The sequence below is a fragment of the Mesorhizobium sp. M0410 genome (assembly GCF_040321435.1).
In the GTDB taxonomy this organism is placed as follows: Bacteria; Pseudomonadota; Alphaproteobacteria; order Rhizobiales; family Rhizobiaceae; genus Mesorhizobium.
The window spans coordinates 1-22242 of sequence record NZ_JAMYRN010000033.1 but is presented as its reverse complement, the minus strand read 5'-3'; the positions used below and the strand labels follow the sequence as shown (position 1 = coordinate 22242).

At 63.1% G+C, this 22242-nt stretch carries 26 protein-coding genes; 17 read left to right on the top strand and 9 right to left on the bottom strand.

All coding sequences use genetic code 11. The features are described 5' to 3' along the window. Window positions 1–348: 348 nt before the first annotated feature. From NKI63_RS28470 to dnaQ, 5 genes are all read left to right on the top strand, one after another. On the top strand, window positions 349–1167 hold the full coding sequence (locus NKI63_RS28470; RefSeq protein ID WP_254817949.1) for a pyruvate, water dikinase regulatory protein: 819 nt from the start codon (window positions 349–351) through the stop codon (window positions 1165–1167). A 170-nt stretch (window positions 1168–1337) separates the two neighbouring features. Further along, window positions 1338–1937: a Maf-like protein gene (locus tag NKI63_RS28465; protein WP_352508600.1), complete on the top strand. Its 600-nt coding sequence runs from the start codon at window positions 1338–1340 to the stop codon at window positions 1935–1937. Beyond that, window positions 1930–2766 carry a shikimate dehydrogenase gene (locus NKI63_RS28460; protein ID WP_352824002.1) on the top strand — a complete coding sequence of 279 codons (837 nt, stop codon included), beginning with the start codon at window positions 1930–1932 and terminating at the stop codon, window positions 2764–2766. The genes NKI63_RS28465 and NKI63_RS28460 overlap by 8 nt, the downstream gene beginning before the upstream one ends. 1 nt (window position 2767) lies before the next feature. After that, complete coding sequence (gene coaE / locus NKI63_RS28455) at window positions 2768–3370, top strand: dephospho-CoA kinase (RefSeq protein ID WP_352508602.1); 603 nt, start codon at window positions 2768–2770, stop codon at window positions 3368–3370. Between the two features lie 86 nt (window positions 3371–3456). Beyond that, complete coding sequence (dnaQ, locus tag NKI63_RS28450; protein WP_352508603.1) at window positions 3457–4176, top strand: DNA polymerase III subunit epsilon; 720 nt, start codon at window positions 3457–3459, stop codon at window positions 4174–4176. A gap of 328 nt (window positions 4177–4504) precedes the next feature. Here the strand turns inward: dnaQ and secB are convergent, their stop codons facing one another. Together secB and NKI63_RS28440 are read right to left on the bottom strand one after the other, a co-directional pair. Continuing rightward, window positions 4505–5005 (bottom strand): protein-export chaperone SecB, encoded by a 501-nt coding sequence (gene secB, locus NKI63_RS28445; RefSeq protein WP_254817954.1) that lies wholly within the window; start codon window positions 5003–5005, stop codon window positions 4505–4507. A 113-nt stretch (window positions 5006–5118) separates the two neighbouring features. After that, a complete protein-coding gene (locus NKI63_RS28440; protein ID WP_254817955.1) occupies window positions 5119–5610 on the bottom strand; it encodes an FxsA family protein in 492 nt (163 codons plus the stop codon). Between the two features lie 198 nt (window positions 5611–5808). Between NKI63_RS28440 and NKI63_RS28435 the strand changes: the two genes are divergently transcribed. Genes NKI63_RS28435 through NKI63_RS28420 form a run of 4 tightly spaced genes read left to right on the top strand, consistent with a single transcriptional unit; the run spans window position 5809 to window position 8602 of the window. Continuing rightward, window positions 5809–6516 (top strand): Tim44/TimA family putative adaptor protein, encoded by a 708-nt coding sequence (locus tag NKI63_RS28435; protein WP_254817956.1) that lies wholly within the window; start codon window positions 5809–5811, stop codon window positions 6514–6516. Between the two features lie 23 nt (window positions 6517–6539). Next, window positions 6540–7631: a murein transglycosylase A gene (gene mltA / locus NKI63_RS28430; RefSeq protein WP_352508604.1), complete on the top strand. Its 1092-nt coding sequence runs from the start codon at window positions 6540–6542 to the stop codon at window positions 7629–7631. A 12-nt stretch (window positions 7632–7643) separates the two neighbouring features. Next, window positions 7644–8180, top strand: coding sequence for a Smr/MutS family protein (locus NKI63_RS28425; protein ID WP_352508605.1), 537 nt, complete (start codon window positions 7644–7646; stop codon window positions 8178–8180). 53 nt (window positions 8181–8233) lie between these two features. Then, window positions 8234–8602, top strand: a complete 369-nt coding sequence (locus NKI63_RS28420) for a helix-turn-helix domain-containing protein (protein WP_352508606.1) — start codon at window positions 8234–8236, stop codon at window positions 8600–8602. Between the two features lie 9 nt (window positions 8603–8611). On the opposite strand, the gene NKI63_RS28415 is transcribed toward NKI63_RS28420, so the two are convergent. From NKI63_RS28415 to NKI63_RS28405, 3 genes are all read right to left on the bottom strand, one after another. Continuing rightward, complete coding sequence (locus NKI63_RS28415) at window positions 8612–9229, bottom strand: transglutaminase-like cysteine peptidase (RefSeq protein WP_254817960.1); 618 nt, start codon at window positions 9227–9229, stop codon at window positions 8612–8614. Between the two features lie 211 nt (window positions 9230–9440). After that, entirely contained in the window at window positions 9441–10718 is a 1278-nt protein-coding gene (locus NKI63_RS28410) for a polyhydroxyalkanoate depolymerase (RefSeq protein ID WP_352508607.1), read from the bottom strand. A gap of 258 nt (window positions 10719–10976) precedes the next feature. Further along, on the bottom strand, window positions 10977–11336 hold the full coding sequence (locus NKI63_RS28405) for a septal ring lytic transglycosylase RlpA family protein (protein ID WP_254817962.1): 360 nt from the start codon (window positions 11334–11336) through the stop codon (window positions 10977–10979). Between the two features lie 303 nt (window positions 11337–11639). Between NKI63_RS28405 and NKI63_RS28400 the strand changes: the two genes are divergently transcribed. Beyond that, window positions 11640–11825, top strand: a complete 186-nt coding sequence (locus NKI63_RS28400; protein WP_352476807.1) for a hypothetical protein — start codon at window positions 11640–11642, stop codon at window positions 11823–11825. Between the two features lie 58 nt (window positions 11826–11883). Here the strand turns inward: NKI63_RS28400 and NKI63_RS28395 are convergent, their stop codons facing one another. The 4 genes from NKI63_RS28395 to tauA form a co-directional block, all read right to left on the bottom strand. Next, on the bottom strand, window positions 11884–12066 hold the full coding sequence (locus NKI63_RS28395) for a hypothetical protein (RefSeq protein WP_254817964.1): 183 nt from the start codon (window positions 12064–12066) through the stop codon (window positions 11884–11886). Between the two features lie 6 nt (window positions 12067–12072). Beyond that, on the bottom strand, window positions 12073–12939 hold the full coding sequence (locus tag NKI63_RS28390) for an ABC transporter permease subunit (protein WP_352508608.1): 867 nt from the start codon (window positions 12937–12939) through the stop codon (window positions 12073–12075). Beyond that, window positions 12936–13709 (bottom strand): taurine ABC transporter ATP-binding protein, encoded by a 774-nt coding sequence (locus tag NKI63_RS28385; protein ID WP_352508609.1) that lies wholly within the window; start codon window positions 13707–13709, stop codon window positions 12936–12938. The genes NKI63_RS28390 and NKI63_RS28385 overlap by 4 nt, the downstream gene beginning before the upstream one ends. A gap of 111 nt (window positions 13710–13820) precedes the next feature. Beyond that, window positions 13821–14834, bottom strand: a complete 1014-nt coding sequence (tauA, locus tag NKI63_RS28380) for a taurine ABC transporter substrate-binding protein (protein ID WP_352508610.1) — start codon at window positions 14832–14834, stop codon at window positions 13821–13823. A 177-nt stretch (window positions 14835–15011) separates the two neighbouring features. On the opposite strand from tauA, the gene NKI63_RS28375 reads away from it, so the two are divergent. The 7 genes from NKI63_RS28375 (at window position 15012) to NKI63_RS28345 (ending at window position 22110) form a co-directional block, all read left to right on the top strand. After that, window positions 15012–15371: a hypothetical protein gene (locus NKI63_RS28375; RefSeq protein WP_352508611.1), complete on the top strand. Its 360-nt coding sequence runs from the start codon at window positions 15012–15014 to the stop codon at window positions 15369–15371. Window positions 15372–15518: 147 nt separating this feature from the next. Continuing rightward, window positions 15519–15971: an RrF2 family transcriptional regulator gene (locus tag NKI63_RS28370; RefSeq protein WP_352476864.1), complete on the top strand. Its 453-nt coding sequence runs from the start codon at window positions 15519–15521 to the stop codon at window positions 15969–15971. A 49-nt stretch (window positions 15972–16020) separates the two neighbouring features. Beyond that, window positions 16021–17367, top strand: a complete 1347-nt coding sequence (locus NKI63_RS28365) for an FAD/NAD(P)-binding protein (protein ID WP_352508612.1) — start codon at window positions 16021–16023, stop codon at window positions 17365–17367. 419 nt (window positions 17368–17786) lie between these two features. Next, window positions 17787–17888 carry a hypothetical protein gene (locus tag NKI63_RS28360; RefSeq protein WP_352689816.1) on the top strand — a complete coding sequence of 34 codons (102 nt, stop codon included), beginning with the start codon at window positions 17787–17789 and terminating at the stop codon, window positions 17886–17888. Window positions 17889–18207: 319 nt separating this feature from the next. Further along, on the top strand, window positions 18208–19632 hold the full coding sequence (locus tag NKI63_RS28355; RefSeq protein WP_352476860.1) for a pyridoxal-phosphate dependent enzyme: 1425 nt from the start codon (window positions 18208–18210) through the stop codon (window positions 19630–19632). Then, entirely contained in the window at window positions 19629–20810 is a 1182-nt protein-coding gene (locus NKI63_RS28350; protein WP_352689814.1) for a cystathionine gamma-synthase, read from the top strand. Before NKI63_RS28355 ends, NKI63_RS28350 begins: the two co-directional genes overlap by 4 nt. A 322-nt stretch (window positions 20811–21132) precedes the next feature. Beyond that, window positions 21133–22110: a GlxA family transcriptional regulator gene (locus NKI63_RS28345; RefSeq protein WP_352824001.1), complete on the top strand. Its 978-nt coding sequence runs from the start codon at window positions 21133–21135 to the stop codon at window positions 22108–22110. Window positions 22111–22242: the final 132 nt, after the last annotated feature.

The window sequence follows — 22242 nt, the reverse complement described above, 5'->3', positions numbered from 1 at the left end:
TCTTATGATTCTAAGAGTCTGTTGGTTGTGGTGGTTGTCTCCTGTCCCGCTTTGCCCTGGAAAAGACCAGCCAGCATATTGTCGCGCGCATCTCCAGCGGGATTGCAGGACTTTGTGGAAAACCGCGAATTTACGACTGGAGTCAATGCGTTGCCGCCACGCCAGGGAAATTGCCCCTGTGGATGAAGCGAAGGCAAAAAGCTCCGTCCCCGGACTTGTCCCCAACCGCGCGGAGAAGCCGACAGCAGATCGAATTGTGGACAAACCGGCATCTGATACAGTCGCTTTGCGGTGGCCGAGTTTTCCGCCCGGCTTATCCACATCGGCCCACAGCCTGGAATGTATCCTGTGAACAAACCGCAAAGCTTCTTTCATCTTCACCTGATTTCCGACGCGACCGGCGAAACGCTGCTGGCTGCCGGCCGCGCGGCTTCTGCGCAATACAAGGATGCGCGCGCCATCGAACATATCTATCCGCTCATTCGCACCGAAAAGCAGGTGACGAAGGTGTTCGAGGACATCGAAGAGGAGCCAGGCATCATCCTCTACACGGTGGTCGACCAGAAGCTTGCCCGCGGCATTGACGAACGCTGCGCGGCGATGGGCCTGCCTTGCGTCTCGGTGCTGGAACCGGTGCTGACGGTGTTCCAGTCCTATCTCGGCACGCCTGCCGGCCGACGCGTCGGTGCCCAGCATGTGCTGGACGCCGAATATTTCCGCCGCATCGACGCGCTCAACTTCACCATGGAGCATGACGATGGCCAGCTGCCGGCCAATATGGATGATGCCGACATCGTGCTCGTCGGCATCTCCCGCACCTCGAAGACGCCGACCAGCATCTATCTCGCCAATCGCGGCATCAAGACCGCCAACATCCCGATCGTGCTCGGCGTGCCGGTGCCCGAAAGCCTGGTCAATGCCACGCGGCCGCTGATCGTCGGCCTGGTCGCCACCGCCGAACGGATCTCGCAGGTCCGGCAGAACCGCATTCTCGGCACCAGCGCCTACGAACCGACCGACTATGTCGACCGTGCCGCGATCGCCGAAGAGCTCGCCTATGCCCGCCAGATATGCACGCGGCATGGCTGGCCGATGATCGACGTCAGCCGCCGTTCAATCGAGGAGACGGCGGCGGCCATCGTTGCCCTGCGCGGCAAGACGCGGTAGGGCATGTCGATATTCAGGTGATGCCGGCCTGTGAACGGCGGTTTCCTGCGCTTCCGGTACTCACGGACCCAAATGTCCGCTCCGTTCCGGTTCTCGGAACCCACCATTCTCGACGCGGCCTGGCCTGAATCTCGACACACCCTAGTGAGCGCCAGGAACGGGCGAAAAAAATGGCGGAAAAAATCATCCTTGCCTCGGGCAGCCCGTTCCGCAAGGCGCTGCTCGTCAATGCCGGCATCACTGTCGAAGCGGTTCCGGCTTCTGTCGATGAGCGCGCGCTGGAGGCGCCGCTGCAGAATAGTGGCGTGTCGCCGGAGGACGTCGCCCTGGTGCTCGCCGAAGCCAAGGCCACCGAAGTCAGCGAGCGCAGGCCCGGCGCCCTGGTGCTCGGCTGCGACCAGACGCTGTCGCTCGGCGACGAGCTGTTCCACAAGCCCGCCGACATGGAAGGGGCGCGCCGTCATCTGCTGGCGCTGTCGGGCAAGACGCATCATCTCAACAGCGCCGTCGTGCTCGCCCGTGACGGCCAGGTTCTGTGGCGGCATGTCGGCATCGCCAGTCTGACCATGCGCAAACTCGATCCGGCCTTCATCGGCCGCCATCTGGCGCGAGTCGGCGCCAAGGCGTTGTCCAGCGTCGGCGCCTACCAGATCGAAGGCGAAGGCATCCAGCTATTCGAAAAAATCGAAGGCGACTATTTTACCATTGTCGGTCTGCCACTTTTGCCGGTGCTGGCCCAGCTGCGTGAGTTCGGGGCGATCGATGGCTGAAGCCTCGAAAAAAGCCTTCGTCACCGGCCACCCGATCGCCCATTCCAGGTCTCCGAAGATCCACGGCCACTGGCTGGCGAAATACGGCATAGACGGCGTCTACGAGGCCATTGACGTTGCACCGGAGGCCTTTGCCAAATTCCTGCAGACGCTGCGGGCACAAGGCTATCGCGGCGGCAACGTCACCATCCCGCACAAGGAAGCCGCCTTCGCTTTGGCCAAGCGGCGTGACGCCGACGCCGAACAGATCGGTGCGGTCAATACGCTGTGGTTCGAGAATGGCGAATTGTGGGGCGGCAACACCGATGCCCATGGCTTTGCCGCCAATCTGGACGAATATGCACCGGGCTGGGCGGCCAACGGCCCCGCCGTGGTGCTCGGTGCCGGCGGCGCCGCTCGCGCGGTCATCCATGCGCTGAAGCAGCGCGGCATCAACGATATCCGCATCGTCAACCGGACGCTTGCAAGGGCGCAGGAACTGCGCGACCGCTTCGGTGCCGGCGTCTCGGCCTATGGCATGGTGGCGACCGGCGAATTCCTCGAAGATGCCGGCCTGCTGGTCAACACGACAGCGCTCGGCATGCATGGCAATGAAGGCCTGTCCGCGGATCCGGGCAGACTGCCGGACCGCGCCATCGTCACCGACATCGTCTACGTGCCGCTGGAGACGCCGCTGCTTGCCACCGCCAAAGCGCGCGGCCTGAGAACCGTCGATGGGCTCGGCATGCTGCTGCACCAGGCGGTGCCCGGCTTCGAACGCTGGTTCGGCATCAGGCCACAAGTCACCGCCGAACTGCGGCAAATGATTATTGCCGATATCGCGCGATAAAATGATCGTGCTCGGCCTCACCGGATCGATCGGCATGGGCAAATCGACGACGGCCAAGATGTTTGCCGAAGCCGGCGTGCCGGTCCATGATTCCGACGAGGCTGTGCATCGCCTCTATGCCGGCAAGGCCGCGCCCTTGGTCGAGGCAGCCTTTCCCGGCACCACCAGATCCGGTGCGGTCGACCGCGCGGCACTGGCGGAGCGGGTGCTCGGCGACGCCCCCGCGCTGAAACGGCTGGAAGCGATCATCCATCCGCTGGTCCGTGCCGATGCCGATACGTTCCTGGCTGAAAATCGTGCCGCCGGCGCGCCGCTTGCCGTGCTCGATATACCGCTGCTGTTCGAGACCGGCGGCGGGAACCGCGTCGACAAGGTCGTGGTCGTCACCGCGCCGCCTGAAGTTCAGCGCGCCCGCGTGCTGGCGCGGCCGGGCATGAACGAGGAGAAACTGGCGTCGATCCTGGCCAGGCAGGTTCCCGACACCGAAAAGCGCCGGCGCGCCGACTTTGTCATCGACACTGGTCAGGGCTTTGACGCCGCTCGCGCGGCCGTCAAGGCCATCATCGCCGAACTAGTCGTGGATAAGGCAGCCAGGCCTGGTTAAGAGGCTTGCAGACCCACATTACTTGTTGCCATTTTGTTCCTGGTGTGATTCGGCTAGAATGATGCCGGCACCAGTGGACTGATTCGATGCGTGAGATCATCTTCGATACGGAAACCACCGGCCTCGACACGCGCGAGGACCGCGTCATCGAGCTTGGCGGCGTCGAGTTGGTCAACCGTTTCCCGACCGGCCGAACCTTCCACAAATATATCAACCCGCAAGGCCGCCAGATCCATCACGAGGCGCAGGCCGTGCACGGCATCAGCGCCGCCGATCTCGTCGGCAAGCCGACTTTCATGGAGATCGCCGAGGAGTTTCTGGCCTTCATCGACGGCGCCAAACTGGTCGCGCACAATGCCGGCTTCGACATCGGCTTCCTCAATCTCGAATTCGGCCGGCTTGGTCATCCGGCCATCGATCCGGGACGGATCGTCGACACGCTGGCGCTGGCGCGCCGCAAGCATCCGATGGGCCCCAATTCGCTCGACGCGCTCTGCCGCCGCTACGGCATCGACAACGGCCGCCGCACCAAGCACGGCGCGCTGCTCGATTCGGAATTGCTGGCCGAGGTCTATATCGAGCTCATCGGCGGCAAGCAGGCAAGCCTTATCCTCGACAGCATCCTGACTCCGGCGGGCGGCAGGCAGAATGTCGAAGACATCGATATTTCGATCGGCGTCAGGCCGATCGCCTTGCCGTCGCGCCTGACCGACGCCGAGCGCACCGCGCACGCGGGCATGGTTGGCACATTGGGCGAAAAGGCGCTCTGGCTGCGCGTCGCCCAGGAAGCGAGTTCCGCGGCATAGTTGGGGCCGATCGGCAGCGAACGTCGATAGTTCTGTTCAGTGGCAAATCGCAAAGTTTCGAGATTAGCTGAAACACCCTCCTTCGTGATCCCAGGGCGGAGCAAGGAGCGCAGCGACGCGGCGCAGACCCTAGGATGACGAAGGCATAGTGGCTAAGGCCAATCGCAGATGTCGCAGATTGGCAGTTGTCTTCCAGACATAGCGGATTGTGGCTGATGGGAACCATCGACGCTTGCGTCCGATCGGCCTTCAGCCTGTCGGGCGGGACATCGTTATAAAAAACCCGGCGCAAGGCCGGGTTTGTCAAACACTGGCGAGACAGCCGCGCTCAGCTCACCTTGACCTTGGCGGCAGCCTGGTCCTCTGCCAGCTTCTGCTGGAACATCTGCGCGAAATCGATCGGGTCCAGCATCAGCGGGGGGAAGCCGCCGTTGCGTGTTGCCTCGGCAATGATCTGCCGCGCGAACGGGAACAGCAGCCGCGGGCATTCGATGAACAGGATCGGCAGCATGTGCTCCTGCGGGAAGCCGCTGATGGCGAAGACGCCGCCATAGACCAGTTCGACATTGAACAGCACTTCCTGGTCGAACGACGCTTTGGCGTTCAGCGTCAAATTGACGTCGAACTGCTTGTCCGAAAGCGGATTGGCGTTGACGTTGACGTTGATGGCGATGCCGGGTGCCTTGTCGCGACCGCGCAGCGAGTTCGGTGCACCGGGGCTTTCGAAGGACAGGTCCTTCACATATTGCGCAAGCACGTTGAGCGAAGGCTGCGCCGCATTTCCATTACCGTTGGCTGCGCCGGTCGGCGCGTCGTCGTTGCTGGCCATAAGCTGTGGTCCTTTTGCCTGGGCAGCGTTGCTGACCGGATTGAAATTCGGGCGTTCGCTATCATGGCCGGCCCGACAAGACAAGTTTGCAAAAGACGCTGGTTGCTTTGCGGCTACTCGTCCTTGAGGCGGCGCCAGGGAGAATCCGGTCCGCGCGTATGGTCGTCGGCACGCGAATAGTCGCCGTCGTCGAGATCGATGATCTTGCCGCGTTGCCTTGCCCGCAAACCACTGCTGAAATCGGTGGCCAGCACGATGCGGCCTTTCAGCATCCGCCAGGCAAGATCGCGCACTGGCGGCAGGAACAGCAGAATGCCGAAAATATCCGAGATGAAGCCGGGGATAATCAAAAGGATCGCGGCCAGCACGATCATGGCGCCATGCGCAAGCTGGCCGCTCGGATCACGCCCGGCGTCCATTTCGGCACGTACCCTGGCCATGACGCCAAAACCCTGGTGTCGAAGGAGCAAGGCGCCGGCGACGCTCGAGGCCAGCACCAGCCCGACCGTCGCCAGCGCGCCGATCTGGCGGCCGACAATGACGAAACCGGCTATCTCCAGCAGCGGAAGCGCGAGAATGAACAGGGGAAACAGCGAGATACGCAAATCTTGACCGATCGTTTCGATGTTTTGCCGGCCGGCGAGCAATCGCCGCTGGCACCAGAGCTGTTAGATAGGTATGGCTGCCTTTGATTTGAATGATTGCGCCATGCGTTCTATATGCTTTGGATACCGAACGCTATGTGATCGCGGCCCCTGCTTGGCCGCTGGTCCGGCCAAAGCAGGGATTGATTGGCGCAAGATATGGGCTTCTTCGACTTCGGCACGATTTTCTTTCTGATTGCGGCGGTGGTGATCTTCTTCCAGCTGCGCAACGTGCTTGGCCGACGCACGGGCAACGAGCGCCCGCCCTTCGATCCATATACGGCAGCGCGCAAAAACGACAAGGATGCCGCCCAGAAACCCGAGAACGTGGTTTCGCTGCCGCGCAAGCGCCTGACAGGAGAGCCGGCGGCCGACACCTATGCGGCGATCGATGCCTTTGCCAAGCCCGACACCGATCTCAACCGGGGCCTGCGGGCGATCAAGGACAATGATCCGACGTTCGACCCGAAGACCTTCGTCGACGGCGCAAAGATGGCTTATGAGATGATCGTCATGGCCTACGCGGATGGCGACCGCAAAACCTTGAAGAACCTTTTGTCGCGCGAGGTCTATGACGGCTTCGTCGCGGCCATCGGCGACCGTGAGGCGAAAGCCGAAAAGATCCAGTCCTCCTTCGTCGGCATCGACAAGGCCGACATCGTTTCGGCCGAGATGAAGGGCAGCGAGGCGCACATCACGCTGCGCATTGTCAGCGAGCTGATTTCGGCGACCCGCGACAAGGCCGGCGCTGTCATCGACGGCGATCCCGAGACCGTCGCCGAGGTCAAGGATGTCTGGACCTTCGCCCGCGACACGCGCTCGCGCGATCCGAACTGGAAGCTCGTCGCCACCGAAGAAGAAGACTGAACTGGACGGCGGCGGAGGCTGTCGTGTCGCTTTCTCGAGCCTTCAGCGAAAAATCCTTTGGCCAATTGCCGGGCTGGGGCGAGGACGACCATCTCCCTGCCTTTGACGCCTTTCGCCGCTCGGCCTTTCATATCCTGACCAAACCCTACCGCTCCGGCGCGCTCGGCGTCGACTACAATGGCTTTGCCGATGCCTATGCCGAAGCGCGTACCGTTTCGTCGGCGAATCGGTTGCAGGCCCGAAGCTTTTTCGAGCGCCATTTCGTTCCGACCCGTATCGATGCCGAAGATGGTGGTCCCGGCCTGGTAACCGGCTTTTATGAGCCGGAGGTCGAAGCCTCGCCGGTGCGCACGGAACGATTTTCGGTACCGTTGCTGGCGCGCCCTGCCGACCTGGTCGACATCGACGACGGCAATCGTCCTTCCGGCTTGGATCCTTATCTCGCCTTCGCTCGTGCGGCGCCGAACGGCCCGGTCGAATATTTCGACCGCGGCGAGATCGAACGCGGCGCGCTTGCCGGAAAAGGGCTGGAAATCGCCTGGCTCGCCGACAAGGTCGACGCCTTCTTCATTCACGTGCAGGGCGCGGCACGGCTCAACATGACCGATGGCAGGCTTCGCCGCATCACCTATGCCGCCAAATCCGGCCAGCGCTTTACCGGACCGGGCAAGATCCTGAGCGAGCAAGGCGAGATCCCGCTGGAGAAGGTGACGATGCAGTCGATCCGTGCCTGGTTCAAGGCGCATCCGGAGCGCGTCGACGAGACCCTGTGGCGCAACCGCTCCTATATCTTCTTCCGCGAGATGGGCGTCGACGACCGGGAGCTCGGCCCGATTGCTGCCGCCAAGGTGCCGCTGACACCCGGCCGCTCGATCGCCGTCGACCGGCTGCTGCACACGTTCGGCACGCCCTTCCATATCGACGCGCCGTCCCTGACCGCCTTCGACGGAAAACCGTTCCGGCGGTTGATGATCGCGCAGGACACCGGTTCGGCGATCACCGGCCCGGCCCGCGGTGATTTGTTTGCCGGGTCGGGCGAAGCGGCCGGCGAGATCGCCGGCGTTATCCGCAACGCCGCCGATTTTTATGCGCTGATCCCCCGGTCGCTGGTTTAGAGGAGCAGGCCGATGACCCGGCGCATCGACAGGCTGAGCGAGGACGACCGGGTGCTGTGGAACCTGGTGGCGCGCACGGCAAAACCGCTGAAGGGCAGAACCGCCGTCGAAATTCCACACGTTGGGCCGGAGATCGACGAGACCAGGCAGGCGCCGCCCCCGGAACAGGTCGCGGGCAATCCTGCCGCGGCCGCAAAGCCGAAGGCGCAGCATGTCTCCCATGCACTCGACGAACCGACGCTGGACAAGCTGTCGAACGGCCGGCTGCCGATCGAGGGCCGCGTCGACCTGCATGGCCTGACCCAGGACCAAGCCTATTCACTGCTGTTTTCCTTCCTGTGCCGGGCGCATGCCGGCGGCATCCGCTACGTCCTGGTGATCACCGGCAAGGGCTCTTCGTCGGGCGGTGATGGCGTCTTGCGGCGCGCCGTGCCGTCATGGCTGTCGACACCCGCCTTCCGGCCCCTCGTCTCCAGCCACGACCATGCCGCCCGCAAACATGGCGGCTCGGGTGCGCTCTATGTCCGCTTGCGGCGGGCACGCTCATGAGGGCATGCCGATGAGGGACGCACCTATGAGGATGCATCCATGAAGGTGCGCTTGTGACCCCGTTCGGCGAAAAGCTTCGCGTGCTGCGAAACGAGCGCGGCGTCAGCCAGAAGGACATGGCCAAGGCGATCGGCGTCAGCGCAGCCTATCTCTCGGCGCTGGAACACGGCCGCCGCGGTGCGCCGAGCTGGACGCTGATCCAGAAGATCATCGGCTATTTCAACATCATTTGGGACGACGCCGAGGAACTGGCGCGGCTGGCCGAAACCTCGCATCCGCGCGTCAAGCTCGACACGTCGGGCCTTAGCCCGGCGGCGACCGAACTTGCCAATCTCCTGGCCGACAATATTGAAAAGCTCGACGAAGCCGAGCTTCGCCGCATCACTGCGTCGATCCGCGCCGCGCTGGCACGGCCGAAATGAGTTGCCTTGTTACTGGACCGAGCCGACCAGAACCTGCTGGCCGCCGCGGATGGAGACCCACCGGCCGGTATTGTCGATCGCCTGCCGCTTGAGGAAACGATAGCCGGTCTGGTCCCAGGAACGGACCTGGTCGGTCAGATTGTCAAGGATGTAGTCGCCCTTGTCGGTGCGCACCGTCAGCACCGCGTGGCCTTCGCCATCCGGCTTGCGCACGACGGTCATCAGCAGATCGGCAAACGAGACGCCCAGCCGGTTCAGCTCACGGCGCTTTTCCAGGACATAGTCCTCGCAATCGCCAACGCCCTTGTCGGGATAGGCCCAGACCTCATCCTTGCCGTAGATGTCGAAGTCGCTCTCCGGCTTGACGGCGGCGTTGACCTTTGCCGTGACGCTGAGCAGCTTGCGCCACAGCGAGCCGGTCAGGCTGGCGGGCGACAGATCCTTCGGGCGGATCGAGCATTCGGAGGCGTAGCTCTTGCAGAAATCATAATGGCCGATCGGCTGTGAGGTCGGGCCACCTGTTATCATCGGGCCGGCCGCCGAGGCCGAACTGGCCCAACCTGCCGCCACAGTAAGTCCGGCCAGCGCGCACAGGCGCAGCGTTCTCGCCATTGGTGAGGAAATCATTGTCCCCGCTTGTCCCTTGTTATTAACGAAACGTTAAGGGGTATTTACAGTCCGTGTCAATTATGAGGATGGATTGATTTTGCGGCATGGTTACCCGCGTGGCGCCAACGCGACTATTGTGCAACAGGTCGACCCGCCGCACGGCCGCGCCAACCGATGATTTTGGCATAGACCGACCTGATGCGGATTGACGGGCATCATCACTGGTCGCCTATTTCTTGCCGGTCCTGACCAGCTTGGGCTTCACCGCAACACGGTTCTGACGGCCGTAGCTGGTGATGAAGTCGACGATGCGCGGCACGATTTCGGAACGGAAGCGCGAGCCGTTGAACACACCATAATGGCCGACCGCAGGCTGCATGTAATGGGCGTGCCTGTCGGCCGGGATGTTGATGCACAGGTCGTGCGCGGCCTTGGTCTGGCCGAGTCCGGAGATGTCGTCGTTCTCGCCCTCGACCGTGAACAGGGCGACATTGCGGATCGCCGAAGGGTCGACCGCGATACCGCGATGCGTCATTTTGCCCTTGGGCAGGGCCTGGCGGACAAACACGGTGTCGACGGTCTGCAGGTAGAATTCCGCCGTCAGATCCATCACCGCCAGATATTCGTCGTAGAACTCGCGGTGCTTCTCGGCATTGTCACCGTCATGCTTCACCAGATGCATGAAGAAGTCCTTGTGGGCGGTGATGTGGCGGTCGAGGTTCATGCTCATGAAACCCGAAAGCTGCAGGAAGCCGGGATAGACCTCGCGGCCGAAGCCCGGCACCGGCCAGGGCGCGCGCATGATGACATTGTCGCGGAACCAGTCGATCCCCTTTTCCTGCGCCAGCAGATTGACCGCTGTCGGATTGCGGCGCGTGTCGATCGGCCCGCCCATCAGCGTCATCGTCGAGGGCACGAACGGATCACCCTTGGCTTCCATCAGTGCCGCCGCCGCCAGCACCGGCACCGAAGGCTGGCACACCGCCATCACATGGGTGTCGGGGCCTAGCGCATGCAGCATGTCGACGATGTAGTCGATATAGTCGTCAAGATCGAAGCTGCCGTCGGCCAGCGGCACCATGCGGGCGTCGACCCAGTCGGTGATATGCACGTCGGCATAGGGCAGCATCGCCTCCACCGTGCCGCGCAGCAGCGTCGCGTAGTGGCCCGACATCGGCGCGACGATCAACAGCTTCGGATCCGGCCGGCGCCCTGCAGGAACCGCCCGCTCGAAACGAACCAGGTTGCAGAACGGCCGCGACCAGACGGTGCGTTCGCTGACCTCGACGTTTTTCCAGTCGACCACGGTCTTGGTCAGGCCGAATTGCGGCTTGCCGTAGCGGCGCGTCGTGCGCTCGAACAGTTCGGCCGTTGCCGCAACCGAGCGGCCCCAGGACGTGTGTGAGACCGGATTGAGCGGATTGGAGTAGAACAGGCGCACCGCATCGGCATAGAGGCGCGCCGGCTGCAAGGCGGCGTGGTTCAGTTCGTAGAGCTGGTAGAACATCGAGAACCCCGCTGCCGACTGCGATTGAAGGGCCGACGAGCAGCGCCGAGCCTTGAATGCTTTGCGGGGAAGTTAGCAACAATCTGCTGCGATGCAATACGTCAATCTGCGTGATTTATGCTCGTTCTTTCGTCCAAGGCATTGAGAATCCGCCTGGAAGGGCAACAGCCGGCTCAATGTGCACCTGCGAAGGCCAGGCAAGGGCACGGCTATTGGGACAATCGTTGGAGGCGGCGTCCGGCCGTGGCGGCCGGACCGTTAGACCCGTGCCATGCAGACAGCGGTATGGCCCGAACTGATGAAGCCGAGCTGACTGGCTGCGCCCTTCGACAGATCGAGCATCCGGCCCCTGATAAAGGGGCCGCGGTCGTTGATGCGCACGACGACGCTGCGGCCATTGTTGCGATTGGTCACCTTCAGCTTGGTGCCGAACGGCAGGCTGCGATGCGCGGCGGTCAGCGCCGACGGGTTCATGCGCTCGCCGGAAGCGGTTCTGGAATGCAGTGAGTACCAGGAGGCACGACCGCACTGAGCGGCGGCGTTGGTGGCGGATGCGCCGACCGTCAGGCCGGCCGCGATCGTGGCCGCGACGAGCGCGGCCTGATAGCTTTTCTTCATGCTTGGGGTTAGCTCCGTTGACAGACCCAAGCCGTTAGGTGCCGAACAAGGCAGCAAATGCGGCAATGATCTGTCGGTTCCATGGCAATGTTACACGTTTGGAGTCGGCGCGAAACAATTTGTCAGAGACTTTCTGCAGCGAGGCGCAGCTTCTTTGATGATGTCTGCGCCGATCTCCGGGCGTCTTGCACAAGATCAGAGATTAGCATCCAAGTAGAAGTTGGTGTAATCGAGCAGCGTCTTCTCGCTGTTTCATTCCGGCCGGAACGCGGTTTATGATCGACTTGGAACGGAGTTCTAGCGATGAGATTGATCAAAAATCTGCTGGCCTTGATTGTGCTCGCCATCGGCGTGCTGTGGACGTTGCAAGGCATCGGCGTTATCGGCGGCAGCTTCATGACCGGCCAGTCGCAATGGCTCTATGTCGGCATCGTCACCGCGCTGGTCGGCCTGGCCGGCCTGGCCTGGGCGAACCGTTCGCGCGTTTGAACGGGCGTCCATGCTCAAGCTCCCTTGAGAGCAGCGCACAGCGGACCCTGGCGGCCGGTCACCGCGACCAGTACTGCCAGCCCCAGTAGAAACTTTCGTCGCGCGGCGGTAAGCGGTTGCGCTCCGCGTCCAGATGCACCGGCGTTTTGCGTTCGCCGTCAGGCGGCTGTTTGTCCCCGGCCTTGATCAGGCGGAGCCAATGGCCGAAATGCGCGAACAATACAGCGATGGAATGGGGCATTGTCGGTCATTCCCGCCCTGCCCACGGGACGAGCACCCGCTCGATCCTGCGGATGATGAATTCGAGCACGAAGGCAATGGCCGCGATCACCAGTATGCCCATCACCACCACGTCGGTGACGAGGAACTGGGCAGCGGACTGGATCATGAAACCGAGCCCGCGCGTCGCGGCCACCAGCTCGGCGGCGACCAGCGTCGACCAACCGGCGCCAAGCGCGATGCGCAGACCGGTCAGGATCGAGGGCAGCGCGCTGGGCAGGGTGACGTGCCTGATCACTTGGCGCTGCGTGGCGCCAAGCGAGCGCGCTGCATTGATGCGTTCCTGCGAGACGCCGCGAACACCCGATGCCGTCGACAGCGCAACCGGCGCCAGCATGGCAATGGCAATCACCAGGATCTTGGACGGCTCGCCAATGCCGAACCAGATAATGATCAGCGGCAGATAGGCCAGCGGCGGGATCGGCCGCAGGAATTCGAGCAGCGGATCGAAGATGCCGCGCCCGATCGTGCTGATGCCGATAGCCAGCCCGATGGGAACGCCGATGACAAGGGCCACGATCAGCGCTGCAAACACCCGCCACAGACTGGCGGCGATATGCTGGAGCAGCGTCGCGTCGACAAAGCCGTCACCGGCGACGACGACAAATTTGTTCCAGACTGCCACAGGCGACGGCAGGAAAACCGGCGACACCAATTGCAGGCGGGCCGATGCCGTCCACACCGCCACCACCATCAGAATGGTGATCGCGCTGACCACGCGGGCCGAAACGCGGCTGCGTCTCGGCCGCGGCCGCGACCATGGCACCGACAGCGCGTCGGCTCCGTCGTCGACTTTGGAGCGCTGCGGCCGCGCGGTATAGGAGGTAACGGTCATGCTGCCTCCCCTTCGAAGATCGCGTCGGTCAGCTCGCCGCGCGCCGCGGCGAAGGCGGGATCGGCCTTGATGCTACGAATGGCCTCGCCGGCTGCATAGCGCCGGCTGAAACCGGCCTCGAAACTCCGCACCACCCGGCCAGGGCCGGGAGCGAGCACAATGATGCGAGTGGCGAGCACCAGCGCTTCGTCGATGCCGTGCGTGACCATCAGCACGCCGACCTGGCTTGCCGTCCACAGATGGAGCAGCGTTGTCTGCATGCGTTCCCGTGTCAGCGCATCGAGTGCGCCCAGCGGTTCGTCGAGCAGCAGGAATTGCGGCTCGGCTGCCAGCGCCCTGGCCAGGCCGACGCGCTGGCGCATGCCGCCGGAAAGCTCCCAGATGCGCTTGTCGCCGTCGCCGTCGAGCTTCACCAGCGCCAGAAGGTCGTCGGCAGTCCGCGCCCGTTCGGCGGCCCTGACACCGCGCAGCCTGAGAGCAAAGGCGACATTTTCCCGCGCGGTCAGCCACGGAAACAATGCGTCGTTCTGGAACACGACGGCGCGGTCCGAGCCTGGCGCCGTGATCGGCCTGCCGCCAATCGTGGCGCGTCCGCGCACAGGCTCGACCAGGCCCGCGGCGACGTTGAGCAACGAGGTCTTGCCGCAGCCGGAACGGCCGACCAGGACAACGAAGTCGTCCTTAGCGATGTCAATCGACACGCGTTCGACGGCCGGCGCCGGCTGGCCGTCATAGTGAACCGAGACTTGGTCGAGCACGAGATGCGTCATGTGGGGTCGCCGATATTCTGAACCTGCCTGCCCCGAAGCCGTTCCTCGTCAGCGGCTCCGGGGCAGGCAACGCGCGTCAGGGAAGGGAGGACGCGCGGTATTGAGCCGCCGCTAATTCGAGGCCAGCGCCTCGCCGACATATTTCGACGACACGTATTTCGAATAATCCGGCAACACGGCGTCGATCTTGCCCTGCTCCTTGAGGAAGGCCGATGTCGCCTCGACCGCCTTGACAGTGCCGCCACCGAGGAACTTTTCCGAGGCTTGCTCCTCGAGCGTCGGGAAGACATAGCCCCTCAGCAGTTGCGGCACGTCTTCGAGCTTGGCCCCGGTGATCCTGGCGATCTTGGCCGCTTGCGGCGAGGACACCGACCATTGATCCGGCTTGGCCAGGAAGTCGGCATAGGCAGCGCCCGTTACTTTGACGAAGTCGCGCACCGCTTCCGGGTTCCTTTCGGCGAAGTCGGTGCGCACGATCCAGGCGTCGAAGGTTGGCGCGCCCCAGGCGGCGACCTGCGAGGAATCCAGCACGACCTTGCCCGTCGTCTTGATCTGGCCGAGTGCCGGATCCCAGACATAGGCGGCGTCGATGTCGCCGCGCGCCCATGCCGCCGCGATCTCCGGTGGCCGCAGATTGAGAATATCGACCGACTTCGGGTCGATACCCTCATGCTTCAGCGCGGCAAGCAGGCTGTAATGCGTCGTCGAAACGAAGGGCACCGCCACCTTCTTGCCGGCAAGGTCGGCGGCCTTCTCGATGCCGGCGCCGTTGCGGGCGACAAGGGCCTCGGATTCGCCGATCAGCCCGACAATGAAGATTGTCTGGATGGGAAGCTCGCGGCTCGCCGCCGCCGCCAGCGGGCTCGAGCCGACATAACCGATGTCGACCGAACCGGAAGCGATGGCGGCGATCACGTCGGCGCCGGAATCGAATTTCCGCCAGTCGATTGCCGCCTTGGTCGCGCTCTCATAGGCGCCGTCGGCCTGCGGCACCTTCGAGGGTTCGACGACTGTCTGGTAGCCGATAGTGATCTTGAGGTCCTGCGCATCGGCTGGGCCGAGAAAGACGGCACCTGCCAGAGCCGCCGAGGACAAGAGAACGATACGTCGCGAAATGGTGGACATGAAAGGCTCCTTGGAAACGAGAAAAACCCGGATTGCGTTTCATAGTCATCTAACTCTATCGTTCTTGTAGAGTTAAATCCTTCCAATCGGCTCGGCCTTGTTAGAAAAAGTCGTCTGGCTAGGGCAGTTGCCCATTCGCACGCTTCTGGGTGATGGCCTGGGTGAAAACCATCGTCCTTGCCCGGGAACCCCTTCCACGCCGTCCATGCCCACAACAAGGATTTTCCCGTTTTCGCCCTGCATCGGCAAACCCGTGCTGTGAATAGGCAAGAAATTGGAAACAAGTTCCCTGTGTTCGCGGTTAAGTCTAGTATCCTTATCGACATTGAAGGATTGGAGAGGACGATGATTGACGCTACCCTCCTTATTGCCGTGCGCGGCATGCTTTGGCCTTCAAATTCAGGGGCAGAAGCTGCCGTCGGTATTCTCGCCGATCGGGACATTCCTGCCACCGGCCAGTTTGCCGGTGTGCCATTCGCGGCGGCTCCTGTGCTCGCAAGGGCACAAGCCCCGGCCAAAATGGCCATTGCGGCTTGAAAACGAAGCAAAATCAACGTTTCTGAGCTTGTATATCATGTCGCTAGAATTTATCTGTAGTGACAGCTTGGACGCGGCGGGGAGGCACGCCAGGCGTTTCGCAACCGGTGGCCTTGCGCCATCGCATGACAGAGAAACGTTCGGGTTATGCTCACGAAAAAAGGTAAATATGGCCTCAAGGCGCTCGTCCATCTGGCGCGCCTGCCGGTTGGACAGCTCGCCTTCGTCAACGACATCGCCACAGGAAACAATATTCCGAAGAAGTTCCTTGATGCCATTCTTGGCGAATTGCGCAATGCCGGGTTCGTCCAGAGCCGCAAGGGCAAGGACGGCGGCTATCGGCTGGCGCGCCCGGCGGACGAGATCAAGGTCGGCCACGTCGTGCGCGTGCTCGACGGACCGCTTGCCCCCATTCCTTGCGCCAGCCGCACCCAGTATCAGCGCTGCGAAGACTGCAACGAGGCGACATGCCAAGTCCGACACCTGATGCTGGAGGTCCGGCAAGCCATCGCCGAGGTGCTGGATCAGCGCAGCCTCGCCGAAATGCGCGACATCGTCGGCGACGAAGACTTTTCGGCGGCGTTGAAAATCCAGGCCTGAACCAATCTCTCCTGAGCCGGCGACGATCGCCAGCACAGCTGGTGTGCGTATGACCGGGCGCGCTACGCCAAATTCGATCATCATTGTCGGTGGCGGCGCCAGCGGCGTCGTGCTTGCGGCGCATCTGCTGAAGTCGCCCAATCCCGATCTCCGCGTCAGCCTGATCGAAAAACGCCCGCATTTTGGGCAAGGCATGGCCTATTCAACGCTGCTGTCGGCGCATGTGCTGAATGTCAGCGCGTCGGGCATGAGCGCCTATGCCGACGATCCCGGCAATTTCTCGCGCTGGCTGCTTGAACGCGGCATAGCGACGCCGGAACAGGCGCCAGTCTATGCGCCGCGCAGCGTCTACGCCCGCTATCTCAAGGAGCTGCTCGACGAGCTCGAGGCGCGTGAGCAGCAGACGGGCCGGCTGCGCCTGATCCGCGAGGAGAGCCTGTCGATCTCGCCGACCGCCTCCGGCGTTGAGGTGGCGCTGGCCAACGGCACCAGCGTGGTCGCGCATCTTGCCGTGCTCGCCACCGGGCATGACGAAGAGCCGGGGGCGGGGCAGGGGCATGCGATCAGGATGGGATCCGAGGCGGACACTGCGCTCGACCCCGAAGCCCAAATCCTGGTGCTGGGCACCGGCTTGAGCATGGTCGATGCCTTCCTGTCGCTCGAGCAGCGCGGCCACCGCGGCGCGATCGTAGCGGTGTCGCGGCGCGGCCTGCTGCCTTCGCCGCATCGCAAGGGCAATCCGATCAAGCTCGACGTCGCCGACATTCCGCTCGGCACCCAGCTTTCCTATTTCGTCGGCTGGTTCCGCGACCTGATCCGGGAAAACCAGAAGGCCGGTATCGACTGGCGCGACGTCGTCGACGGTCTGAGACCCTTCAACCAGAAGATCTGGCAGAACTGGCCGTCCTCGGCCAAGCGCCGCTTCGTCGAGCACACCAAGGCCTGGTGGGATATCCACCGCCATCGCATGGCGCCGGAAGTCTACACCCGCGTTGCCGAGGCGGTGCAAGCGGGCCGCATCCGCCTTGTCGCCGGGCGCGTCGTCGAGATCGCCGCCGGCGACGGCTTCAGCGTACAGGTCCAGTCGCGCCATACGCAGCAGCTCGAAAGGTTCGACGTCACCCGCATCTATGATTGCACCGGCATCGCCAGGGACATCTCGACCACCTCGAACAGCGTGGTGCGGTCACTGGTCGAGCGTGGACTGGCACGGCCGGATCCGCTGCGCCTCGGCCTCGACGTGACCGCGAACTGCGAGGTCATCGCCGGCGACGGCACGGTATCCGCCAAGATCCTCGCCGTCGGGCCACTGACGCGCGGCACCTTCTTCGAAATCGACGCCATTCCCGATATTCGTGTGCAGTGCGCGCGGCTGAGCAAGCGCTTACTCGGATGAGGCTCCCTTCGTCTTGACGCAATTCGGATGCAAGACCGCCGCCGTCGGGTGAAAAGACCTCGACGGCATAGCCGCGTTCGCTGAAGGCGAACCAGGGGTGCGGGAGCTCGCTCCACCAGAGCCGACCAGCCAGCCCGTCGTGGTCGATACAGCCAGGCGATGACGATCGCCACAGGTTTCGGCCGTCTCGCATTGACCGGATTGGTGTCGCGCAGGCTCGTCTTCGTTCTCCTCCATGGATTTGTAGTCGGCGAGGCCGTAAGCCCCGACCCTGGCCAGATGGCCGGGCAAATTCTGCTTGCCTACCATGGCGCATGACCCAACACTGAAGACTCTACGGCTGTCCGGTCGAGTTCGCGCTCGACGCGCTCGGCGGCAAATGGAAGACGGTGATCCTGGCGCGCATCAAGGAACAGCCGATGCGCTATTCCGAACTGCGCCGGCTGATCCCTTCGCTTTCCGACAAGATGCTGAAGACCTCGTCAGCCTCTCGGTCTATATCGCCGGCGACCTGGATATAGGGCCGGCCTTCGGCGCCTGGATGGCCTTCTGGGCAAACCGTGGCGCGCCGCCGATCATCAAGGTGCTGCGCGTCCCCGGCCTCGGCAATCCGGATTTTCTGATCGAGATCGAAGCCCAGGCCGCGATCGCCTGAACCCTAAGCAGGTTCTGCAAATCTTTTGCCCTGCCTGGAGCCGGCGAAGCTTTCGCGAAATTCCATTCCCCTGCTGGCGGCCGGATTGGCACGATCTATCTTCTTTCCAACTGCAAACGGCTGGAAAAGACGATAGGTTGCCGTCTTCCAGGGCGGTTGCTCATTCTGGCAACGGAGCATCTGATATGAGCAAGCACAAGATCGTGGCACAGGACGATGCGTCGTCCCGCCTGCGCCCGCCCTATGCCTCGGTTCTCGACCTGATCGGGCAGACGCCGGTCGTCGAGCTGACCAAATTCGACATCGGCAAGTGCCGGCTGTTCATCAAGCTCGAAAGCCAGAATCCCGGCGGCTCGATCAAGGACCGCATCGCGCTGTCGATGATTGCCGCCGCCGAAAAACAGGGCAAACTGAAACGCGGCGGGACGATCGTCGAGGCGACCGCCGGCAACACCGGTCTTGGTCTCGCCCAGGTCGGCATCCCCAAGGGCTACCACATCATCCTTGTCGTGCCTGACAAGATGTCGCGCGAAAAGATCCAGCATTTGCGGGCGCTCGGCGCGGAAGTGCGCATGACGCGTTCCGATGTCGGCAAGGGCCATGCCGAATACTATCAGGACATGGCCGAAAAGATCGCCGCCGAGTTGCCCGGCGCCTTCTACGCCAACCAGTTTGCCAACCCGGCCAATCCGCATGCCCACGAGACCACGACCGGGCCGGAAATCTTTCAGCAGCTCGAAGGCGATGTCGATGCGGTTGTCGTCGGCGTCGGCTCCGGCGGCACGCTGACCGGGCTCGGCCGCTACTTTGCGAAAGTCTCGCCGAAGACCGAGATGGTGCTCGCCGATCCGGTTGGCTCGGTGCTGGCGCCGTTGATCAAGACCGGCAAGATGGTAGAGGCCGGAAGCTGGACCGTCGAAGGCATCGGCGAGGATTTCGTGCCGCCCAATGCCGATCTGTCGCTGGTCAGGAAGGCCTATTCCATCCCCGACAAGCAGAGCATGCTTGCGGTGCGCGACCTGCTTTCGAAGGAAGGCATTCTCGCCGGCTCGTCGTCGGGCACGCTGCTTTCGGCAGCACTCCGCTATTGTCGCGAGCAGACCGTGCCGAAGCGCGTCGTTACCTTCGTCTGCGACAGCGGCAACAAGTATCTGTCGAAAGTCTTCGACGATTTCTGGCTGGCCGAGCAGGGCCTTGCCGAGCAGGAGCAGCATGGCGATCTGCGCGACCTGGTTATGCGCACGCTCCGCACCGGCGATGTCGTGTCCGTCGGCCCCGACGAAAGCCTGCTCAACGCCTATGGCCGCATGCGCCGCTCGGATGTCTCGCAACTGCCGGTGCTGGACGAGGGCAAGCTCGTCGGCATCATCGACGAAAGCGATATCCTGGCCAAGGTCGAAGGCCCCTATGACAGCCGCTGGGACCGCTTCAAGGCCCCGGTTAGGACGGCGATGACCACCAATCTGCACACGCTGCAGGCCAGCCAGACGCTGGATGCGCTGCTGCCGGTGTTCGACCGCAACGAGGTCGCCATCGTCTTCGACGGCGACGAATTCATTGGCCTGATAACCCGCATCGACCTGATCAACCATCTGAGGCGCGCCCGATGACCATAAAAGCCACTGTATCGGGCAAAAACCGCCTCGCCTTCTCGACCCGCACCATCCATGGCGGCCAGAGCCACGACCCGACGACGGGCGCGGTGATGGTACCGATCTACGCCACCTCGACCTATGGCCAGCAGAGCCCGGGCGTGCACAAGGGCTTTGAATATGCCCGCAGCCAGAACCCGACCCGCTTTGCCTTCGAACGCGCTGTGGCCGACCTCGAAAGCGGCACAGCCGCTTTCGCCTTCGCTTCGGGGCTGGCGGCGATCGCCACGGTGTTTGAACTGCTCGATTCAGGCGCGCATATCGTCGCCACCGACGACATCTATGGCGGCACGTTCCGATTGCTCGAGCGGGTGCGCAAGCGCTCGGCCAATTTGCAGGTCGACTTCGTCGACTTCACCGATCTTGCCGCGGTCGAAGCGGCGATTCGCCCTGAGACCAAGCTGCTCTGGGTCGAGACGCCGACCAATCCGCTGCTGCGTGTCGTCGATCTGGAAGCGGTCGCAGCACTGGCCAGGCGCAAAGGCGTGCTTTCGGTCGCCGACAACACCTTCTGCAGCCCCTATCTGCAGCGGCCGCTGGAGCTCGGCATCGACATATCAGTCCATTCGACGACCAAATACCTCAATGGCCATTCCGACATGGTCGGCGGCGTCGCCGTGGTCGGCGACAACAAGGATCTCACTGAGCGGCTGAAATTCCTGCAGAACGCCATCGGCGCCATTTCCGGGCCGTTCGACAGTTTCCTGGCGCTGCGCGGCTTGAAGACGCTGGCGCTCAGGATGGAGCGCCATTCGTCCAACGGCCAGAAGATCGCGCACTGGCTGGAAAGCCGCCCCGACATCCGTCGTGTCATCTATCCCGGCCTGCCCAGCCATCCGCAACACGCCATCGCCAGGCGGCAGATGCACGCCTTCGGCGGTATGATCACCGTCGAGCTCGACCGCGACCTCGCCGGCACCAAGCGTTTCCTCGAACACACGCAACTGTTCACGCTGGCCGAAAGCCTTGGCGGCGTCGAAAGCCTGATCGAGCACCCGGCGCTGATGACGCACGGCTCGATCCCGGCGAAAAACCGCGCCGAGATCGGGATTTCCGATTCGTTGGTGCGCTTATCGGCCGGCATCGAGGATGGCGACGATCTGATCGCGGATCTGGATCAGGCGCTGGCGAGTTGAGCCCGGCAACAAGAACCTTGCGAGACGTCGGCGGACAGTGCCCCTCTGCCCTACCGGGCATCTCGGCCACGAGGGGTGAGATTGGCCGTCATCTTGCGCTTTCGCCAACCTCCAACGCTGAAACACGGACGGGACGGCGAAGCTGCCGATCTCCCCGCTTGTGGGGAGATGTCCGGCAGGACAGAGGGGGCGTGAAGGATCGCCAACGAGCGGCGCCTGTTCTGCATCCATCCATGTGTCTTACATTCTATTCCGTTGACCTTGGCGCCATCTGGCAGAATTGTAGCTTCCTGATCCACCTTGCTGCCTGGCTCCGGAAGCTATGAACAACCGACAACGCAACCAACCGACGGCAAGCGATACCCCGCTCACTTTCGCCATCCTGGTCTTCCCCGGCTTTCCGATGATGGCGTTCAGCTCGGTCATCGAGCCGCTCCGCGCCGCCAACGTGCTGGCCAAGCGGGACTGCTACCGCTGGATCATCGTCGGCGCCGCCGAAGGCCCGGTGGAGGCCTCGAACGGCGTCGTCATCCAGCCCGGCTTTTCCGCCCATGACGCGCCGAAGGTCGATCGCATCGTCGTCTGCTCAGGCGGAGATGCCGATCATCTCGTCGCGTACGATGCCGTGAGCTGGATCCGCAAGAGCATGCGCGGTGGCGCCCATATCGGTGCTGTGGCGGATGCGGCGTTCTTCCTTGCCCGCGCAGGCCTGCTCGACGGCCACGCCTGCACCTTGCACTGGACCAGCCAGGCGGCCTTCACCGAGGCCTTTCCCGACATCGAGCTGAGGCGCGATCTCTATGTCATCGACCGCAAGCGCTTCACCTCGGCCGGCGGTGTCGGCAGCCTCGACATGATGCTGGAGATCATCACCCGCGATTATGGCGCCGAGCTGTCGGCCGGCGTCGCCGAATGGTTCGTGCACAGCCCGCTGCGCTCCAGCGTCGACCGCAAGCTGATGCCGCTGCGCTTACGCACCGGCGTGCAGAACGAACTGGTGCTGTCGGCCATCGCCATCATGGAGGATGCAGTGGAGGAACGGCTCGGCATGGCGGAGTTGGCGAATAGGCTTGGCGTCTCCTCCGACAAGCTCGAACGCAATTTTCGCTTCGAGCTCAGCATTTCGCCCAACGGCTACTACCGTCGGCTGCGGCTGAAGCGTGCCGCCGATCTTTTGGCCCATTCGACGCTGATGGTGCGCGACGTGGCGCTCGCCTGCGGCTTTGCCTCGATGTCGAGCTTTGCCCGCGCGTTTCGGGAAGAGCATGGGCATGCGCCGAAGGTGATGCGGAGGCATTAGGGGCTGCGAGACGTCGGCGGGACAGCGCCCCCCTCTGTCCTGCCGGACATCTCCCCCTCAAGGGGGTGTTTGGACCGGGGACATCGCGAACAGCTGTGCGAGGACATCGCGAACAGTTTGCCATCCTATCGT

What these genes read in the sequence shown, in the direction of transcription:
- NKI63_RS28465 (WP_352508600.1), top strand. Translation starts at nt 1,338, where the DNA reads ATGGCGGAAAAAATCATCCTTGCCTCGGGCAGCCCGTTCCGCAAGGCG.
- NKI63_RS28460 (WP_352824002.1), top strand. Translation starts at nt 1,930, where the DNA reads ATGGCTGAAGCCTCGAAAAAAGCCTTCGTCACCGGCCACCCGATCGCC.
- coaE (WP_352508602.1), top strand. Translation starts at nt 2,768, where the DNA reads ATGATCGTGCTCGGCCTCACCGGATCGATCGGCATGGGCAAATCGACG.
- dnaQ (WP_352508603.1), top strand. Translation starts at nt 3,457, where the DNA reads ATGCGTGAGATCATCTTCGATACGGAAACCACCGGCCTCGACACGCGC.
- secB (WP_254817954.1), bottom strand. Translation starts at nt 5,005, where the DNA reads ATGGCCAGCAACGACGACGCGCCGACCGGCGCAGCCAACGGTAATGGA.
- NKI63_RS28435 (WP_254817956.1), top strand. Translation starts at nt 5,809, where the DNA reads ATGGGCTTCTTCGACTTCGGCACGATTTTCTTTCTGATTGCGGCGGTG.
- NKI63_RS28425 (WP_352508605.1), top strand. Translation starts at nt 7,644, where the DNA reads ATGACCCGGCGCATCGACAGGCTGAGCGAGGACGACCGGGTGCTGTGG.
- NKI63_RS28415 (WP_254817960.1), bottom strand. Translation starts at nt 9,229, where the DNA reads ATGATTTCCTCACCAATGGCGAGAACGCTGCGCCTGTGCGCGCTGGCC.
- NKI63_RS28410 (WP_352508607.1), bottom strand. Translation starts at nt 10,718, where the DNA reads ATGTTCTACCAGCTCTACGAACTGAACCACGCCGCCTTGCAGCCGGCG.
- NKI63_RS28405 (WP_254817962.1), bottom strand. Translation starts at nt 11,336, where the DNA reads ATGAAGAAAAGCTATCAGGCCGCGCTCGTCGCGGCCACGATCGCGGCC.
- NKI63_RS28400 (WP_352476807.1), top strand. Translation starts at nt 11,640, where the DNA reads ATGAGATTGATCAAAAATCTGCTGGCCTTGATTGTGCTCGCCATCGGC.
- NKI63_RS28395 (WP_254817964.1), bottom strand. Translation starts at nt 12,066, where the DNA reads ATGCCCCATTCCATCGCTGTATTGTTCGCGCATTTCGGCCATTGGCTC.
- NKI63_RS28390 (WP_352508608.1), bottom strand. Translation starts at nt 12,939, where the DNA reads ATGACCGTTACCTCCTATACCGCGCGGCCGCAGCGCTCCAAAGTCGAC.
- NKI63_RS28385 (WP_352508609.1), bottom strand. Translation starts at nt 13,709, where the DNA reads ATGACGCATCTCGTGCTCGACCAAGTCTCGGTTCACTATGACGGCCAG.
- tauA (WP_352508610.1), bottom strand. Translation starts at nt 14,834, where the DNA reads ATGTCCACCATTTCGCGACGTATCGTTCTCTTGTCCTCGGCGGCTCTG.
- NKI63_RS28370 (WP_352476864.1), top strand. Translation starts at nt 15,519, where the DNA reads ATGCTCACGAAAAAAGGTAAATATGGCCTCAAGGCGCTCGTCCATCTG.
- NKI63_RS28365 (WP_352508612.1), top strand. Translation starts at nt 16,021, where the DNA reads ATGACCGGGCGCGCTACGCCAAATTCGATCATCATTGTCGGTGGCGGC.
- NKI63_RS28360 (WP_352689816.1), top strand. Translation starts at nt 17,787, where the DNA reads ATGCGCTATTCCGAACTGCGCCGGCTGATCCCTTCGCTTTCCGACAAG.
- NKI63_RS28355 (WP_352476860.1), top strand. Translation starts at nt 18,208, where the DNA reads ATGAGCAAGCACAAGATCGTGGCACAGGACGATGCGTCGTCCCGCCTG.
- NKI63_RS28350 (WP_352689814.1), top strand. Translation starts at nt 19,629, where the DNA reads ATGACCATAAAAGCCACTGTATCGGGCAAAAACCGCCTCGCCTTCTCG.
- NKI63_RS28345 (WP_352824001.1), top strand. Translation starts at nt 21,133, where the DNA reads ATGAACAACCGACAACGCAACCAACCGACGGCAAGCGATACCCCGCTC.